14 protein-coding genes are annotated in these 17348 nt (G+C 27.6%); all 14 read right to left on the minus strand.

Features of this window, described 5'->3' with window-relative positions; all coding sequences use genetic code 11:
• Positions 1-51: 51 nt before the first annotated feature.
• On the minus strand, positions 52-603 hold the full coding sequence (pyrR, locus tag SFBM_RS04075) for a bifunctional pyr operon transcriptional regulator/uracil phosphoribosyltransferase PyrR (RefSeq protein WP_005806249.1): 552 nt from the start codon (positions 601-603) through the stop codon (positions 52-54).
• Between the two features lie 168 nt (positions 604-771).
• Complete coding sequence (locus SFBM_RS04080; RefSeq protein WP_014017946.1) at positions 772-1509, minus strand: phosphatase; 738 nt, start codon at positions 1507-1509, stop codon at positions 772-774.
• Between the two features lie 18 nt (positions 1510-1527).
• On the minus strand, positions 1528-2469 hold the full coding sequence (locus tag SFBM_RS04085; RefSeq protein WP_014017947.1) for a TDT family transporter: 942 nt from the start codon (positions 2467-2469) through the stop codon (positions 1528-1530).
• A gap of 107 nt (positions 2470-2576) precedes the next feature.
• Positions 2577-3527: a hypothetical protein gene (locus SFBM_RS04090; RefSeq protein WP_007440030.1), complete on the minus strand. Its 951-nt coding sequence runs from the start codon at positions 3525-3527 to the stop codon at positions 2577-2579.
• Between the two features lie 64 nt (positions 3528-3591).
• The gene (locus SFBM_RS04095; RefSeq protein WP_005806244.1) at positions 3592-3954 is read right to left on the minus strand and encodes a hypothetical protein; all 363 of its coding nucleotides are present in this window, start codon (positions 3952-3954) and stop codon (positions 3592-3594) included.
• A gap of 149 nt (positions 3955-4103) precedes the next feature.
• Entirely contained in the window at positions 4104-6929 is a 2826-nt protein-coding gene (locus SFBM_RS04100) for an endo-beta-N-acetylglucosaminidase (RefSeq protein WP_014017948.1), read from the minus strand.
• 31 nt (positions 6930-6960) lie between these two features.
• Positions 6961-7908 carry an ROK family protein gene (locus SFBM_RS04105; RefSeq protein WP_005806242.1) on the minus strand — a complete coding sequence of 316 codons (948 nt, stop codon included), beginning with the start codon at positions 7906-7908 and terminating at the stop codon, positions 6961-6963.
• A gap of 11 nt (positions 7909-7919) precedes the next feature.
• Positions 7920-9029 carry an ABC transporter ATP-binding protein gene (locus SFBM_RS04110; protein ID WP_014017949.1) on the minus strand — a complete coding sequence of 370 codons (1110 nt, stop codon included), beginning with the start codon at positions 9027-9029 and terminating at the stop codon, positions 7920-7922.
• A 28-nt stretch (positions 9030-9057) separates the two neighbouring features.
• The gene (locus SFBM_RS04115; protein WP_005806240.1) at positions 9058-9594 is read right to left on the minus strand and encodes a hypothetical protein; all 537 of its coding nucleotides are present in this window, start codon (positions 9592-9594) and stop codon (positions 9058-9060) included.
• Between the two features lie 20 nt (positions 9595-9614).
• Positions 9615-10493, minus strand: a complete 879-nt coding sequence (locus SFBM_RS04120) for an ROK family protein (RefSeq protein WP_014017951.1) — start codon at positions 10491-10493, stop codon at positions 9615-9617.
• An 82-nt stretch (positions 10494-10575) separates the two neighbouring features.
• Complete coding sequence (locus SFBM_RS04125) at positions 10576-12048, minus strand: ABC transporter substrate-binding protein (RefSeq protein ID WP_014017952.1); 1473 nt, start codon at positions 12046-12048, stop codon at positions 10576-10578.
• A 138-nt stretch (positions 12049-12186) separates the two neighbouring features.
• Positions 12187-15318, minus strand: a complete 3132-nt coding sequence (locus tag SFBM_RS04130) for an alpha-mannosidase (protein WP_005806236.1) — start codon at positions 15316-15318, stop codon at positions 12187-12189.
• Positions 15319-15340: 22 nt separating this feature from the next.
• Positions 15341-16288, minus strand: coding sequence for a carbohydrate ABC transporter permease (locus SFBM_RS04135; RefSeq protein ID WP_014017953.1), 948 nt, complete (start codon positions 16286-16288; stop codon positions 15341-15343).
• Positions 16289-16307: 19 nt separating this feature from the next.
• A complete protein-coding gene (locus SFBM_RS04140; RefSeq protein ID WP_007439881.1) occupies positions 16308-17267 on the minus strand; it encodes an ABC transporter permease in 960 nt (319 codons plus the stop codon).
• Positions 17268-17348 lie beyond the last annotated feature (81 nt).

The following is a 17348-nucleotide window of genomic DNA, read 5'->3' on the forward strand; positions in this document are numbered from 1 at the left end:
GGAGAACACGTCTCCTTTTTTAGCATCTCTGTACTAATTTAAAAGGGTATATTAATTTGATTTTTTAGTTATTGTGATAGAATCTTCTACATCGTCAATTTCTTTTAAATTCACATGTATAATTTCATCTTTTGATGTTGGAATATTTTTACCTACATAATCAGGACGTATTGGAAGTTCTCTATGACCTCTATCAACTAACACAGCTAATTGAATTGACTTTGGTCTTGCAATATCTATTAAAGCGTCTAATGCACTTCTAATTGTCCTTCCTGTATATAAAACATCATCAATAAGAATAATAACCTTGTTTTTTATATCGAAATTTATCTTTGAACCATTTATAGTTGGCTCTTCTGAGATGGTTTGGAGATCATCTCTGTAAAGACTTATATCAAGCTCTCCAATATCCAAAGTTTTATTTTCGAAACGTTTTATTTCTTCACCGATTCTTCTTGCAAGATAAATTCCTCTCGTTTTAATACCGATAAGTACAATGTTATCAGAGCCTTTATTTTTTTCGATTATTTCATGACTTATTCTTGTTATAGATCTACTGATAGATTTTTCATCTAATAACTTCCTCACAATTATCCTCCTCATAAAACAAAATAAAACAAAAATAATCCCCTATCACAAGGATAGAGGACTATATAAACAAAATGGAGCAAATATCTATTTGATATGACAAAATAATTTTCAACGTAATCCTGATCCTTATGATATCACTGTATCATTTAAAAAACCCTTTACACCATTATAAATATTAATTTATATTTTTTCAATAATATTTTTACGTTTTATTTGTATAAATTCTTTAAATTTTTGAACATTTGTATTAATTATTAGTTCATGAGGAAAATTAACCTCATTTATTAATTTAATAGCAAGTTCATTTTCTCCAACTTGTGTATAAAAATGGGAATCACTCCCAATTGTAATAAATGCTCCAATTTTTTTGCATGTTTCTAAAAGTTTTTTAAGATTCTCATGAGTATTAGTCCTACTACTATTTGGTTTTAGAGAAGAATTATTTACTTCTATTAGAGTATTTGTATTTTTAGCTTTTTCAACAATTGCCTCAAAATTAATTGGAACACTTCCATTTTCAGGATGTCCAATTATATTTACATATGGGTTATCCATAACTTTAAGAAAAGTATTTGTATTTTCTTCAAGTGTTCCAGATTTTAAACAAATAGTATGAAAGCTTGCAATGCAAACATCTAACCGACGTAATACATTAACTGGAAGATCAACTCCCCCTTCATAATCTATGAGATTTAATTCTGCCCCCATAAAAACCTCAACACCATGAAGAAACCTATCTATTACCTTAAAATTTCTGAAATATATTTCGTGAGCAGCACCTGGCATATTAGGTGTATGATCTGTAATACATAAAAGCTTTAACCCTTTTTTACTTGCAGCTAATACCATTTCATTTATTGTAGAATAAGCATGACCACTGGCAATTGTATGTGAATGAGTATCTATTAAAAACTTCATATTTTAAAACTCCAATCTTTAACTTTGACTTTTTAATCTATTCATTGGTAAGATTTTGTATAAATAAATTAAATAATGAATTACTGAATAAGAAACTAATATTATTGCTATGAATATTTCAATATTAACAAGTGCTGTCATCCATATAGGAATTGTTGCAACTGTACTTATATTAGCCACAACTTGTTTTAACGCTGTCGCAGTAATCACAAAAGGAAATGTAAATGCAGCAAAACTAGGATAAAATTGTGATCTTAATAATTTTGGTAATTGAGTCAAAACAATTAAATACAAAAGTTGAGCTATACATCCAGCAATAAATAAAAATTTAAGTGACTTCTGTTCAAAGACAGCACTATACCCAGCAATCGCTAAACTCATAGGTGCTGTATAAATACAAAACAAAGGTTTTAATGACACATGAACTTCATGTTTAATGTATCTAAGTGTAATTAGGATAAACAAAACGACATAAGCAGCTAATCCGAAAACAAAAATTACTTTTCCTACAGGTTGCATTTTAAAGGGAACAGATGTGATCGCTGCAACTATAATTCCAACATAAGTAACAAAATAAGTTGGGAAAATATCTTTAAGTGAGAAATTATATACTCTACGTATTGTGAAATATATGATAAGAATAATGTGACCGATAACACTAAAAACCCAAATTATAAATGCAAATGTAATGAATCGATCTGCTATATAATTTGTTAATACCATAACAGCCATAAAGAATGAGGCGAATACACTCGACGTTACAGGCATTCTAAACTCTTCTATAAAAGTTGGAGTACAAAAAATAATTTTAGATATCATTAATAGTAAAAAAATAAGTGCAAGAATACCACAGAACGCATACAGAAATTTGGAGGACGGTTTTAATAAATTTCCTAGAGATGCTAATCCTAAACTAACCGCAACTATAGGCACTGGTATTTTTGATAAAAAATCTTTCATGTTATTCATTCCTTCTAAAATTTAATTGTTATACTAATAAGTTTAATAAAAATTATTTAAAAATTACAAGTACAATTTTTATATATAAAAAGCAACTAGAGCTCATTCTAGTTGCTTAATTCGTATTCTGCATACTTTTTTAATTTATTTATCAATTTTTCACGCTCAAATTGCTTATTTCTTAAATAAAACCTTATTCCAAATTTTATAAATTTATAAGGATACTTCATATATAAATTGAACAAATGTTTTTCTGTATCATTAAACTTATAATATAAATTATAATAATCAAACATTTCATTCAATAATCGCATATTAAATTTATTTTTATAAAATACTCTTCGAGCGAACTTAGACAAATCATAAATGGAATTATTGATGCACACTCCACCAAAATCTATCAAATAAATATTGTTCTTTTTCAATATGAGGTTTTGATAGTAAAGGCTATCATGACATATTGACTTGTTGTTAATTAAAAAGTCTTTTATATCATTGTTGTATAATTCTGAAACAATGTTATGTAATATTCTCAGTGCTGTATCTATATTTTCATAATAAAATCTATCTATACAACACCATACATCCTTATTTAAAATGATATTTTTTATATTATAAAGATTAATGATGCTTTCTTCAAATTTTAAATCCCAACTTGAATTATCTTTTATATCCATACATGAATAATCTAAATCACTAAGATATTTATGAAATAAATAAATAGATTTTATAGACCTCTTAATGTTTTTAATTTCTCTAAGATCAACCTCTTTCCCATTTATCCATGAGAAACAAGAATAGTACTTATCATTAAGCTTAAAATAAAATCTATCATTATTATTATAAAAAATTTTTTGACAAAATTTAAAATTCTTATTGCATAAATGAGAAATTATAATTTTAGTATTTAAAACTTTTGTTTTGGATTTAAATCCTTTTAATAGAATATTGCGATCTTTCGTTGATATTTTATAAACACTTCTGAATTTTTGAATTTTATAATTTGTTATATTATAACTCTTTAGAATTTCATCTAAGCTTTCACTAAATTCTATCATATTAAATTCCTCTAAATAATTATAATACAACATATTAATATATAGATGTTATTATAACCAAATATTATAAATTAATGTTTAAATGGTTAACTCCTATAATTATATCGGATATCTTCATATATTTGAAATTAAAATTTTCATTCACACGTTTAAATTCATCTAGTTCATAGAAATAATCTTTAAATTCATTCTTGCCAAAAATATATCGACACCTACCGAAATCATATGAAATTTCATCTATGTAATTATCAAAAACATTTTTCTTTAATTGATCTTGTGAAAAATTTATATACATAAGATTATCATAGTTTATATCTATATCAAAAGATTTATTAACTTTTATTTCTTCTGAATCATTGATAATACTATAATTAATTATTATATTACTCTCATTTAAATAACTATTATTTATTAAACAATAAACCATAAAACTATACCTAACTTTCTAAAAAAAGAAGTAATAGGTACTATTATATTCATATTTTTTTTATTTATTATTGAAAATTTTAACAAGCTAATTAAGCAATTTATACTAAGTTTTTAAATAAAAAAGAGGTGTTTATTAACACCTCTTTTTTATTTTTGAATACCACTAACTTCAATTTCATAAATTCTAACAGCAGAATCTGAACCTTGCGTTGGTTTTGTTGCTATTACTCTTACATATCTTGCAGAAATTGCTTTAAATGTATCTATTGTATTAGCTTTAGAATTCTTCTTAACATTAACAATTTCAGTAAAATTATCACCATCTTCACTAACCTCTATGATATAGTCTGATGTATTCATAGAGTTACTTTCTCCTCCAGCTTCAGCGTGAGCTATTTTAACTTCACTAATAAGTGACACACTTCCGAGATCGACAGTTATATTATGAGGAGGTGTCCCAGTAGCACACCACTTAGTATCTAATTTACCATCAAAGGCAAAGTTTGGAGCTTCATTGCTGTTAACAAAGCTTGATGCTCCAGCATTTTTTGAATTAGATAAATTTTTAAAATTTTCGGCATCTTTTGTCACAGTGATATAATTTTCAATTGTTTTAATATCTTCACCAGAAGAATTTTTAGCTTTTAATGAAACTTTATATGTTCCTTCATTTTCGTACTTTACTGTTGGTGAAATTTCAGTACTGTTTTGTACAGTTGCTCCTTCAAACGTCCATTCTAAATTTTCAGTAACTTGTGAACTTAAGTTTGTAAATGTTATTTCTTCACCTGGTGAAATAAGTGTTTTTGATGCTGTAAAATCTGACTTGGGAATACTATTATCAGGCCATTCTATCTTAGTTCTCATACCATTTCCCCTAGATAAATCATTATTTACAGCTACAACTTCAAAAGTTGTAGTGTTAGATTTATTATCTCTTGTTAGTGCATTTACAAAATAATTTTCATTAATTGATGCACCTAAAAATGTTAAAGATTCATCCTCATTTACTTTATAGATTTCATAATGTTTGACATCATTTTTATTTGATGCATCAAATGAAAGTCTAACTCCTGCATACATATCTTCTTCTTCAAATACAACATTATCTACATTAACAGATATAATATCTGAAACGTTTGCATTTTTAGAATTTATACTAATATTTCCAAAATTAACAGATATATTGGAAACATCTTTATCACTTAAAATTTTATAAGATATAGAACGTATGACTTTACCGGTAAATTTCGATACATCAAAATTCACTTTTGTCCAATCACTAGATACGATAGTATTACCTTCAATTTCTTCAGAACTTCCATCATCAAAATCTAAAATTAATTTTATGGAAACATCAGAACTAGCAGAAAGTATTGTTGTAAATTGAGTATCGTTTTCTATTTTTAAATCTGAACTAAATAATTTTATTTCACTAGGAGTATTAGCTTTAAGATTTCCTGCTAATTTTATGGAATTTCCTCCATAATAAGCTTTTGAATAATCAATTGAAGCCTTAAGAGAATTATCTCCTTCATTATCTATTATCCATCTATAAGTTGGCATGACATCAGCAAGACTTCGGTTATTCCAATCCATTGATGAAACCTTTTCACCATTCACAAAAAAATTATATCCATTACCTATATTAAAGTTTGTTGTGAATGGTATCGAATTAATTACTGTATTTTCAACAGCATAAGTGGACATTCCTATAAATCCTGCATTTTCAATATTTGCTCTTGGATCTCCAAGCTCATTAACCCATAAACGATTTTCTTTTGACATAAATTCATCTACATTATTTGAAGAAAAGAATGTCCAGCTTGGACAATATATACCTAATGAAGTGTAAGGTATATTATTATCATCAGTTAAAAGACCCCAACGAATTTGAGTATTTGTGCCATTTGCTTGTATATCTATACCAGCATACAAACTATATGGATTGATGCCGAGAGAAATTGCTCTTAAATTAGATTCTCTTAAAAGCTCTTGTTCTGCTAAACGATTAGTTGTCCACCAAAAATTCAAAAACATACTATCAGCGACTTTTTCCTTATCTGCATCAATTAAAAAATAATCATTTTTTTCGGTTAATGCATTTTGCCAATCCATTTCCCCATCTTTTGTTAAAGAATCATACCACATAATTTCATAATCAGATTTTTTATTAAATTCTCTTATAAATTCTTGCATGAGTTCAGCATGAGTTTTTGTGATTTTTGCTCCCTCTTGTACTGTTTCACTTTGGTCTATAAAATTATTTTCTTTAATAGTAAGTCCTGTTTCTTGATTTATAAACCATCCATCAAATCCTAAAACTTCACAAACCTCAATAAGTTTATCGATCATTGGGAAATTTCCATTTTCATCTTTGTATAAAAATTGTTCAACCCACTCAGCCTTTCCACCATGTTCTGTGGTTGGGAAGAATATAGTGCCTAATACAGGAACTCCATTTTTGTGAGCTGAGTTAATAACATCTGCACTAGGAGGAACTATTATTCCTTCACCTGAAGATCCTCCCCAATAAACTAACTTATCTATATACTGCCAATAAGAAAATGTATTAGAATCAAATTTATTTAAACCTTGAGGAGAATTGCCACTTGTGCTTTCATTCATCATAGATAAAACAACTATATTAAAATCTTTATTTTGAGTTTTGTTAATTAATGGAAGGTTTTCTTTAGAAACTCTTTCAGCTAGAGGAATAGTAGCTTTATTGTACTTAATATCCTCATCTTTAGTTGGATCCCATTTTAGGAGTTCTTCGGGAAACCAAAAAGGAGTTATTGGCATGTTTGAGATCTTTATATTTTCTGCTTCTTCTGCTTCTCCAGTTACGCTGTAATTTATAGTTGAAATATTATTTGATGATGTTGTTACAGTTCTTTCACTGCAAGACATAATACCAATAGCTAAAAACATGGACATGGCAATAATTCTTTTTAATTTTAGCTTATTCATAATTTACCTCCGAAAAAATAATAGTGATTATTTATTTATTTTTAGATTCTATCATAGCAAGTGCAATAGCCCCTAAAACTCCAATCTTTGAACCTAAACTAGACTTTGATATTTTACAATTTCTAAGTATTGGTCCTAAACATCTTTTTTTCATTTCTTTATGAATAATTTCAAACATTAAATCTCCACTATCAGTAATACCTCCTCCTATTATTATTAAGTCTGGATCTAATATGTTAGCATAATTTGATATTGCAACCCCTAAATAGCTCATAGCTGTTTCAACTATTTCCATTGATACTTTATCACCTTTATTAGCTTCTAAAAATAATTCTTTTGCCGTTATATTATTATAATTTTTTAATGAAGTTTCAACTCTGCTTGATATCGCATCTTTTGCTGCCTTCATCATAGCAGTACCAGATGACATTGCCTCAACACATCCAATATTACCACAACCACATCTTCTTCCATAAACAGATACTGTTGTATGTCCTACTTCTAAAGCATTTGATGTGCTTCCCCTATATATTTTACCATTTAATATAGCACCTCCACCAACTCCTGTGCTAACTGTAACATAAACCATATTATTTGTTCCTTTTCCAACACCAAACATATATTCAGCCAAAGTTGCAACATTCGCATCATTATCTAAATAAATTTTTATATTAAATTCATTAAATAACTCATCAACTATGGGAAAGTTAACGAATGGTAAATTAGCAGGTTCAGCAATTAATCCATTTTTAATATCTAATGGACCTGGAGATCCTAATCCTATTGCTTTTATTTTAGATTTATCTATATCTTTTATAACATATTTAATACTATCTTTTATTTTTTGTACTATTTGTTCTGCTCCCTTTTCTGCTTCTGTTTTAAGAATTATCTCATTAATGAATTTTCCATTTCCATAACACAAAGCAGTATAGATTTTTGTCCCACCTAAATCTACACCTACATATAAATTATCCATTTTTAATCCCCCTAAAATATAGTTTTTTGCTCATTTTCATCAAATAAATGAATTTTATCAATATCTATTACGAATCTAATTTTTCCGATAGTACTTATATTATCTGATGTAGGTGTTTTAATAACCATATTTCTACTTCCAGCTTTTGCATAGATATATGTTTCTGCTCCAAGATTTTCTGTAATATCTATATCGAGTTTAAAAATTGTATTTGATTCATTTTTAAGATCTTCTTCTTTACAACTAATATTTTCAGGTCTAATTCCAACAATAAGCTTAGTATTCAAATTATTCGTATCATTTAAAATTTTAGCTTTATCTTTAGGTAATATAATTTCTTTATCTAAAACTTTAAGAATAATACTATTATCTTTTTTATAAGTTTCCCCATATAAAATATTCATTTGTGGGCTTCCTATAAAGCTTGCAACAAATAAATTCTTAGGATGATCATATATACGTTTTGGTGTGTCTACTTGTTGTATAACACCATCATTCATTACAACTATTCTAGTACCTAAAGTCATAGCTTCCGTTTGATCATGAGTAACATATATAAAAGTTGTTGCTAATTGATTATACAATTTTGCAATTTCTGTTCTCATTTGTACCCTTAATTTTGCATCTAAATTAGATAAAGGTTCATCCATCAAAAAAACTTTAGGATGTCTAACTATTGCACGTCCCATAGCAACCCTTTGTCTTTGCCCTCCAGATAATGCTTTTGGTTTCCTATCAAGCAAATGTTCTATATCTAAAATTTTAGCAGCTTCGCGAACTTTTTTGTCAATTTCATCTTTTGGTACTTTTCTTAATTTAAGTGCAAAAGCCATATTTCCATAAACTGTCATATGAGGATATAATGCATAATTTTGGAATACCATTGCTATATCTCTGTCTTTAGGAGCGATATCATTCACCATAACACCATCTATGTATAATTCGCCACCAGAAATTTCTTCAAGTCCAGCAATCATTCTTAAAGTAGTTGATTTACCACAACCTGAAGGTCCTACAAAAACTATAAATTCCTTATCTTTTATTTCTAAATTAAAATTATTTACAGCCTTATAACCATTTTCATAAATTTTATCTATATTTTTTAATAATAATCCTGCCATAATAATTCTCTCCCTAAAAATTTAATATTTATTTCAAAATATCTAAATCATGCTTAAATATCATTGGATTAATCTTTTCACACATCTTCTGAAGATTTTTGTCCATTGCAAGCTTATATCCAATTGAATTTGAATCATTAACTCTAACAATTAAAATATTTTCTGTTAGTTTTTTTGTTTTAATTCCACTTAAAGTTAAATTGATAATCTTAATGTCTTCATTGATATATGAATTTGAAGATTTAATTTTAATTACATCATTAATATTTATGTTAGCAACAATTTTTCTATTTTTTTTGTTAAATATCTTTGATACAATTAGTTCACTTCCTGTCAACTCATACTCAAATTCTATAAACTTATTACGAGCAATTATTGAAAGAATGACATAAACTAAAAATGTCAGTATTGCTATGATTTTTCCTAAAAAAATCATATTGAGTAATGTAAGAATCAATAGTGCCTGTTTAGCTGATTCAACTTTCTTTCTTTTAAATTCATAATCTTTTGTTAAGAATTGTTCGTAAAAAATATCCATATACTCACTTCTTTCATTTATATTCATAATAAACGTTTTTATAATTTTTAATAATATTCTTTCTTAAAATTTGATAATGCACCTATAAGATTTGCATCTTTTTTATAAGTACAAGTCCTTATTTGTGGTTTTATTTTTGCTAATTCAATTTTGTTCACTAAATAATCTAAATTATCATTTATTTTATCTAAGAAGTCTTCTCTTTCAGATATAGCACCACCAAGTAAAATAAGTTCAGGATCATACATATATTGAAGATTATAAATTCCTTTTGCCAAATTCAAATAAAATTTATTAATTGCATTAATGCAAATCATATTTCCACATTCCGCTTCTCTAAATATTTTTTCTCCATCCCAATCTCCACTATAAAATCTCTTTACTCTTGTAACCATAGATATTGTGGAAGAAATTTCACTAAATGTACGAAATTTATCATCTTCATTTTCCATTATCATAAATCCAAATTCTCCACAATGAAGATTTTTACCATTAATTATTTCCCCATTATAGACTATAGATCCACCTATTCCAGTTCCACAAACAATAAATATCATGTTATTTACATCTTTTGCTGAACCATTAAAAACTTCAGCAAGAGCTGCACAATTTGCATCATTTTCAATACTTACATTAAGATTTAATCTTTCTCCTAATATTTTTTTAAAGTTAGGACCATGGATACAATTTAAAGCGCTTGATCCATAAATTACACCTTCTTTTGTGTCTACTGCACCAGGAGAACTTATAGCTAAACCTTCAATTAAAAAATTTCTTTTAGATCTCTCGACAAAATTTACTATGATATCAAATAATTTATCTATATCATCAATAATTTTTAAAGTTTCTCTAAATTTAATTTTACCATTTTTATCTAAAACTCCTGCCTTTATTGATGTTCCTCCAATATCAATACAAGCTATCATATTTAAAACACCTCATAATGAAATATAATTAAAGGAGATATAAATTCAATAAAACGAATAAATACCTCCTCCAAAAGTTATATTAGTTATTACTTTTCCAGGCATCAAGTTGGGATTGCATCTCATTAATTACTTTATCAATACCTTGTTCTTTTAATTTATTATTTAATTTAGTTAAATACTCATCAACATCAACAGATCCACTATATAAAGTGGCTTTAAATTCTTCGAGAACATTATTAATAGCGGCAATTTCACTAGATACTCTAGATGCATCAAATTTAAATCCTAATGCTGGAGATACTTTAGCTTTATCATTAAATTCTTTGAACTCTTCCCATTTTGTGTCAGGCTCATTATCTAAAGTATAAGTTATAAACATATTTCCTAATCCAAAATAAGGAATTTCATATCTACGTTGATCTTGGTTAAGAAGTTTAATACTGTTTTCAGATACTTTTTCATAATGGACACCTTCTATACCATAGTTAAGTAAATTTCTCAATTTCTTATCAGTATTTAATAGTGTCAAAAATTCAAACGATTTCTCTTTGTTTTTGGAATTTTGAGATATAGCTATTAGCGCTCCAGTTGCTGATGCGTTTGTAACTAATGTATCCACTATCGGAGATGCTACAACTTCATATTTCAAATCTTTAGACCAAATTTTTTCAGCATAAGGCTGACCATCGCCTTTAGTAACAAGTCTTTTGACTGATTTATCGTCTTGAGCAGTTGCTGAATCTGCATTTATATAACCAAGCTGATAATATCTTCTTAATGTATCTAAAGATTTTTTCATTTCAGCTGTTTCAAACATATTTCTAATTGTAAGAGTTTCATCATCAGATAAAATCCCCACAGGATCTACTAATTGATCAAAGAATACAGTATAAGAGAATCCTTTAGTTATATATAAAGGAACTACCCCTGGTTCATTTTCTTTTATAATTTTTAGCCATGGCTCTAAATCCTCTAAGGAATGAATGCTTTCATAAGGTATATTATATTTATCTACATATTCCTTAGTAAAAACCCACATAGGAGCAACTCCCAATTCTTTTTGATTAGGAACCCCATATATTTTTCCATCTATAGATGCACCATCCCAAAATCTTTTATCGATTGTAGTAAATAAAAGATTCCCAGAATCAGAATTTAACATATCATTTAGTTCTAAAAATGCACCCTTTCTAGAATTACCTAAATAGTCACCAGCCCATGAACACGTAAATGCTAAATCATAGTCTTCGCCAGAATTTATAATAACAGACATTTTTTGAGTATAATCACCAAAATCTATGAATTTCATATTTAGATGTACATTTATCTTCTCTTCTAAATATTTGTTAACTTCCGTAATAACTTGTTTGTAATCTTTAGGTTCAAGACCTATTGTATACCAAGTTAATTCAGTAATTTTTTGACCACCTGAACCAACTTTGTTTGAATTATTCCCACAACTTGTAAAAAAAGTTAATGTCATGATGAAAAATAAGACAATTGATAATGATGATATAAGTTTCTTGGTTTTAATACATTTAATTCTTCCCATTTCATTACTCCTTTCAGTAAAATTAGAAAGAGTTTTTATAACGTTTACAATCGAATTATATCATATGAATTAGCTATCTTTGTAGTGTACTTTTTATATATTTAGTTGAAAATTTCCCACTATAAAGACAATTAATTTTTATAATTTAATTTTAAATGTTTTAATTTCAAATGGTTTAATCTCAAAGTCAAATTTATTGGCATTTGGAGTAATAATTTCTAGATTATTTTCTAATAAATCACACTCATATGCTAATTGTATATTTTTTATAAACTCTATAGATACACTAGTACGTTTATTATGGAACTCATACAATCTAACTATTAAATAATCTGAATCTTCTGCTTTTTTAATTACTTCAATCATTACATTTTCTTTATTTAATTTAGCTAAACTTAAGTTATTATTAAGTTCTCCACTATGAGCATTACATACTTTTGAAAATAATTTTGTATTTAAATTATATGCAAGTTGTACTGTTTTTGCTTCTTGCCATGTTTTATCATGTGCATATATTGAATATGTGAAAAAATGTTCTTCTTTATCAGCATCTGGATTTGGATCTCCTGTTGACTTCAATAATGTAAGTCTCATATTTCCATTTTTAATATCATGTCCGTATTTAGAATCATTCAACAACGATACTCCAAAATTTCCTTCAGATAAGTCAACCCATTTGTGTCCACAAACCTCAAATGCTGCAAGATCCCATGAAGTATTGTTATGTGTAGGTCTTGTTACATTTCCATATTGTATTTCATAAGTAGCATCTTTTGCATTAACTTCAATTGGAAATGAAACCTTAACAAGAATGTCATTTTCTTTCCAATCAACATAAGTATTAAAATCCACTCTCTCTATATCATTATAGATATACACATACTGAATAATAATTGAATCCAAAAATTTTCTTTTAATTCTAAGGGTACTTCTAACGGGTCCATTTTCTATAACTTCAATGTCTTGAATATCGTCAATTAACCACATTTTTTCTTTATAATAAATATCTATATCCCAGTTATCAAAACACATTGGTTTATCTTCAAATGCCTGAAGTTGATTCCCAATATGTCCAATTTTAATGATTTCTCTATTTTGCATTTTATTTATAAATGATGTTATTTGCCCTTTATTATCAAACTTAATTTTGAAAAATCTATTTTCAGCGAAATCAATTGTAAGTATAATATCAGTTTTAATTTCTTTATTCATAGATTCTATAATTTTAAATGTTTTATATCCATTAGCAGGTATAGCTTTGGCGAAAAATATAGCTTTAGATTCACTTATTAACTGACAAACAATTTCATTTCCATTATCATCAATTAATAGAGGATTTTTAATATTCTTTGGAATATCAAATTCAACAATATCATCTCTTTCGAAACCTAAAGTATTAAATACAACAACACTTTGATTTTTTAAGTTTATTTTATCTGAGATACTATCAATAGTCTTATCTATTAATTGAGTAACTTTATCTAACAATTCTTTATACTCAACTTTGGTTACATCGTAAACATCCTTTATAGATGATCCTGGTATTATATCATGGAATTGATTTAGTAATATTGTTTCCCATGCATCATTTATTTCTTTTTGAGTGTAGTTATCTCCAAAAATCATAGATAATGAATTGAGTTTTTCTAAAGCTAGGTATAAATTTTCACATTTTCTGTTATCTCTCTTATTTCTAGCCATAGATGTATAAGTACCTCTATGATACTCGAGATATAATTCACCGACCCATTTTGGAAGTTTTTTATGATTTGAAATTTTATTTTCTAATTTCTGGAAAAATTCTAGAGAAGTACCCATTTTAACTCTAGGAGCTCCTGGTATACCTTTGGCAAGTCTTCTTCCATTTTCTAGCATTTCAAGGGTAGCTCCACCGCCACCGTCTCCCCATCCAAAAGAAATTAAAACATCATTTGTTAAATTTTTATTTTGAAATCTTCTCCAACTTCCCATTACAGCATCTGGTTGAATGTGTCCATTATACGTAGTAAAGAATGATAATTTATCTTGTCCTGGTCCTGATGTAGTTATAAAATAAGTAAGCACTTCACTTCCATCTATCCCCTGCCACATAAATGCATCATTAGGAATTTTATTAAATTGATTCCATGAAATTTTAGTTGTCATAAAATATTTAATTCCAGATTTTTTTAGAATTTGTGGAATTGCTGCAGAATATCCAAATACGTCGGGAAGCCATAAAATTTTATTATCAACCTCAAACTCTTCTTTGAAAAACCTTTTTCCATGAACAATTTGTCTAATTAACGATTCTCCAGAAGTTACGTTACAATCTGATTCAACCCACATGGCACCTTCTGGTTCCCAAACTCCTTGCTTAATCTTTTCTTTAACTCTTTTATAAACTTTAGGATGATCCTCCTTTAGCATTTTATATAATTGCGGCTGTGATGACATGAATATATATTCCGGATATTCTTCCATTAATTTAAGAACTGTTGAAAAACTCCTAGCAACCTTTTCTCTTGTCTGAGCTACTGTCCATAGCCAAGCAATATCTATATGAGTATGTCCAACACATGTAGCTATAACATCTTCATGACCACATAATTCTCCATAGAATTTAGTATTTAAAAATTCATTAGCTTTCTTTATACTATCATCATATTCTTTGGAGTATGGCTTTCTTAAATCAATGATATTTATAGCATCATTTAATACTGTTATCATATCTACCCTATTTTTATCTTCTTTATCTAGTTCTTTACAAACATCAAGAGGAACTTTTAAATTCCAATAAAGTTCTCTAGCATTCATATCAATAACAGTAAATTTTCCATTTAATGTTGCTTTTTTATCTGCAAGCATTCCTGCATATGCATGTAAATCAATATCATATTTTTTGCCAGCTATAGCGTTATGAGTTAATATAATTTCCCTATGATTTATGTCAACACCTTGAATGTGTTCACCGTCAACATAAATAATAAATTGAGGATTTGTAGCATCCCAACCTTCCTCGAAGGTAGATAAATTAAGAGCTATTGTTTGTCCAGTAAAATTTTCCGGAACAACAACACTAAATTTGAACCACCCATGACAATCTCTTCCACCCCATAAATCTCCACTCTTAAATTTTCTCCATTTATCTTCACTAACTTCTTTGATTAATTCAATATTATGGTAATTTCCATCGACATACATAAAATTGTCAATATTAATTGTATTTTTATATATGTGTTTTTGAATTTCTCTGCAGATTTTATCAATTCTTTCTAATAAATAAGTCATTTTAAAATAATCCCCTCTTTTATTATTCTTTTACAGCTCCAACAGTCAATCCACTTACAAAATATTTCTGAAAAAATGGATATGCACATATTACTGGTAGTGTTGATATTACAACTATAGCCATTTTTATTGTATCTTTCGGTAGTTTCGATGCTTGTTCAACAGCAGCTATACCAAGGCTAGATGAATTATTAGTCAAAAACTCTATAGATTTTTCTAATTTCACAAGTAAATATTGAAGTGGCATTAAACTATTGTTATCTATATAGAGCATTGCATTAAACCAATCGTTCCAGAATCCTAAAGTTAAAAATAAAGCTATTGTCGTTATTGCTGGAAGTGATATTGGTAAAACTATTTTTAAAAACAATAGCCACTCCGATGCTCCATCAATTTTTGCTGATTCAATAATTGCATCGGGTACTGTGGTTTTAAAAAATGTTCTAAGAATTATTATGTGGAAAGAACTAACACAAATAGGTAAAATAAGTGCTAGTAGATTATTTTTTAATCCTAAAAATCTTGTTACAACTAAATAAGAGGCAACCATACCTCCTGAAAACAACATAGGTATAAATATAAGTTTTGTAAAAAATTTTCTATAAGCAAAATTTTTACGAGATAAGGCATATGCATATGTCGTCATGATTATTAAACCAAGTAAAGTTCCCGTTATTGTAACAAATATTGTAATTCCATAAGCATTTAAGATATTACTTCCAGATGCAAAAATATATTTATAAGCATCAAGGCTCCATTCAGAAGGCCAAAACTGGTAACCATTTAATTGAAGTGATTGCTCACTTGTAAACGAAATAATAAGTACAAATACAAATGGAACAATACATAATGCTGCTAATATGATAAATAGCAAATTAAACATAAAATTAGTTTTTTTAGATATAGCATTAAACTTCATAATTTTTTCTTCTGATTGTGATACTTTTTTAGTCTTTGATACTCTACTCATAAATTAAATCACCCCATTTCTAGAAGAATGCATTTTCTTCATCAACCTTTCTAACTATTCCGTTTGTAACTAAAATAAGAACTAGTCCAACAAAAGATTGATATAATGCAGCAGCAGAACTCATACCGATATCTCCTAAATTGATAAGTCCTCTATAAACATAAGTATCAATAACATTTGTTACAGAATATAAAGCTCCTGAATCTTTAGGTAGTTGATAGAATAATCCAAAATCAGCTCTAAATATTCCCCCAACGGCCGTTATAAACATAATTATCAAGACAGGTTTTAATAAAGGAAGTGTTATATATTTTATTTGCTGAAATTTATTTGCACCATCTATCATAGCAGCTTCAAAATAAGACTTGTCTATACCACAAATGGATGCTAAGTAAACTACAGTTCCATATCCAACACCTTTCCACTGACTCATAAAGATAATTATAAATATCCAATATTTAGGCTCTGTGTACCAGGATATCCGATCCCCACCTAGAGAAGTGATTATATTATTTAAATATCCTTTATCTGGACTTAAAAAAGTATATAAACAATAACTCACCACAACCCAGGATAAAAAATATGGAAGAAACATTGCGCTTTGATAAAATTTTGATAATTTTTTGTTAAGTAATTCCTTTAAAAGTATTGCAAGTGTTACAGGAATAACTATACCTAAAATTATAAAAGTTATATTATAAAGAATGGTATTTTTTGTAATAAGCCACGCATCACTACTTCCAAATAAGAATTTAAAATTCCGTAATCCAACCCACTCACTTTTAATTAAACTTTCTAAAAAACCACCGTGAATTCTCCAATTTTTAAAAGCTAAGACTATACCGAACATAGGTAAATAAGCAAAAACCAAAAACCATAGTGTGCCTGGTATCGTAAGAAATAAAAGCTCTTTATTCTCTTTAAACGTTTTAAATATAGATTTTTTATTAGCTTTATTAGAACTTTTAACTCTAGACAACCAACTCAACTCCTTTACATATATTTGTGTAAATTTTCCATCAAACAATTAAACTATAACATATAACTATTGATGCTTTGA

Source organism: Candidatus Arthromitus sp. SFB-mouse-Japan, assembly GCF_000270205.1.
In the GTDB taxonomy this organism is placed as follows: Bacteria; Bacillota; Clostridia; order Clostridiales; family Clostridiaceae; genus Dwaynesavagella.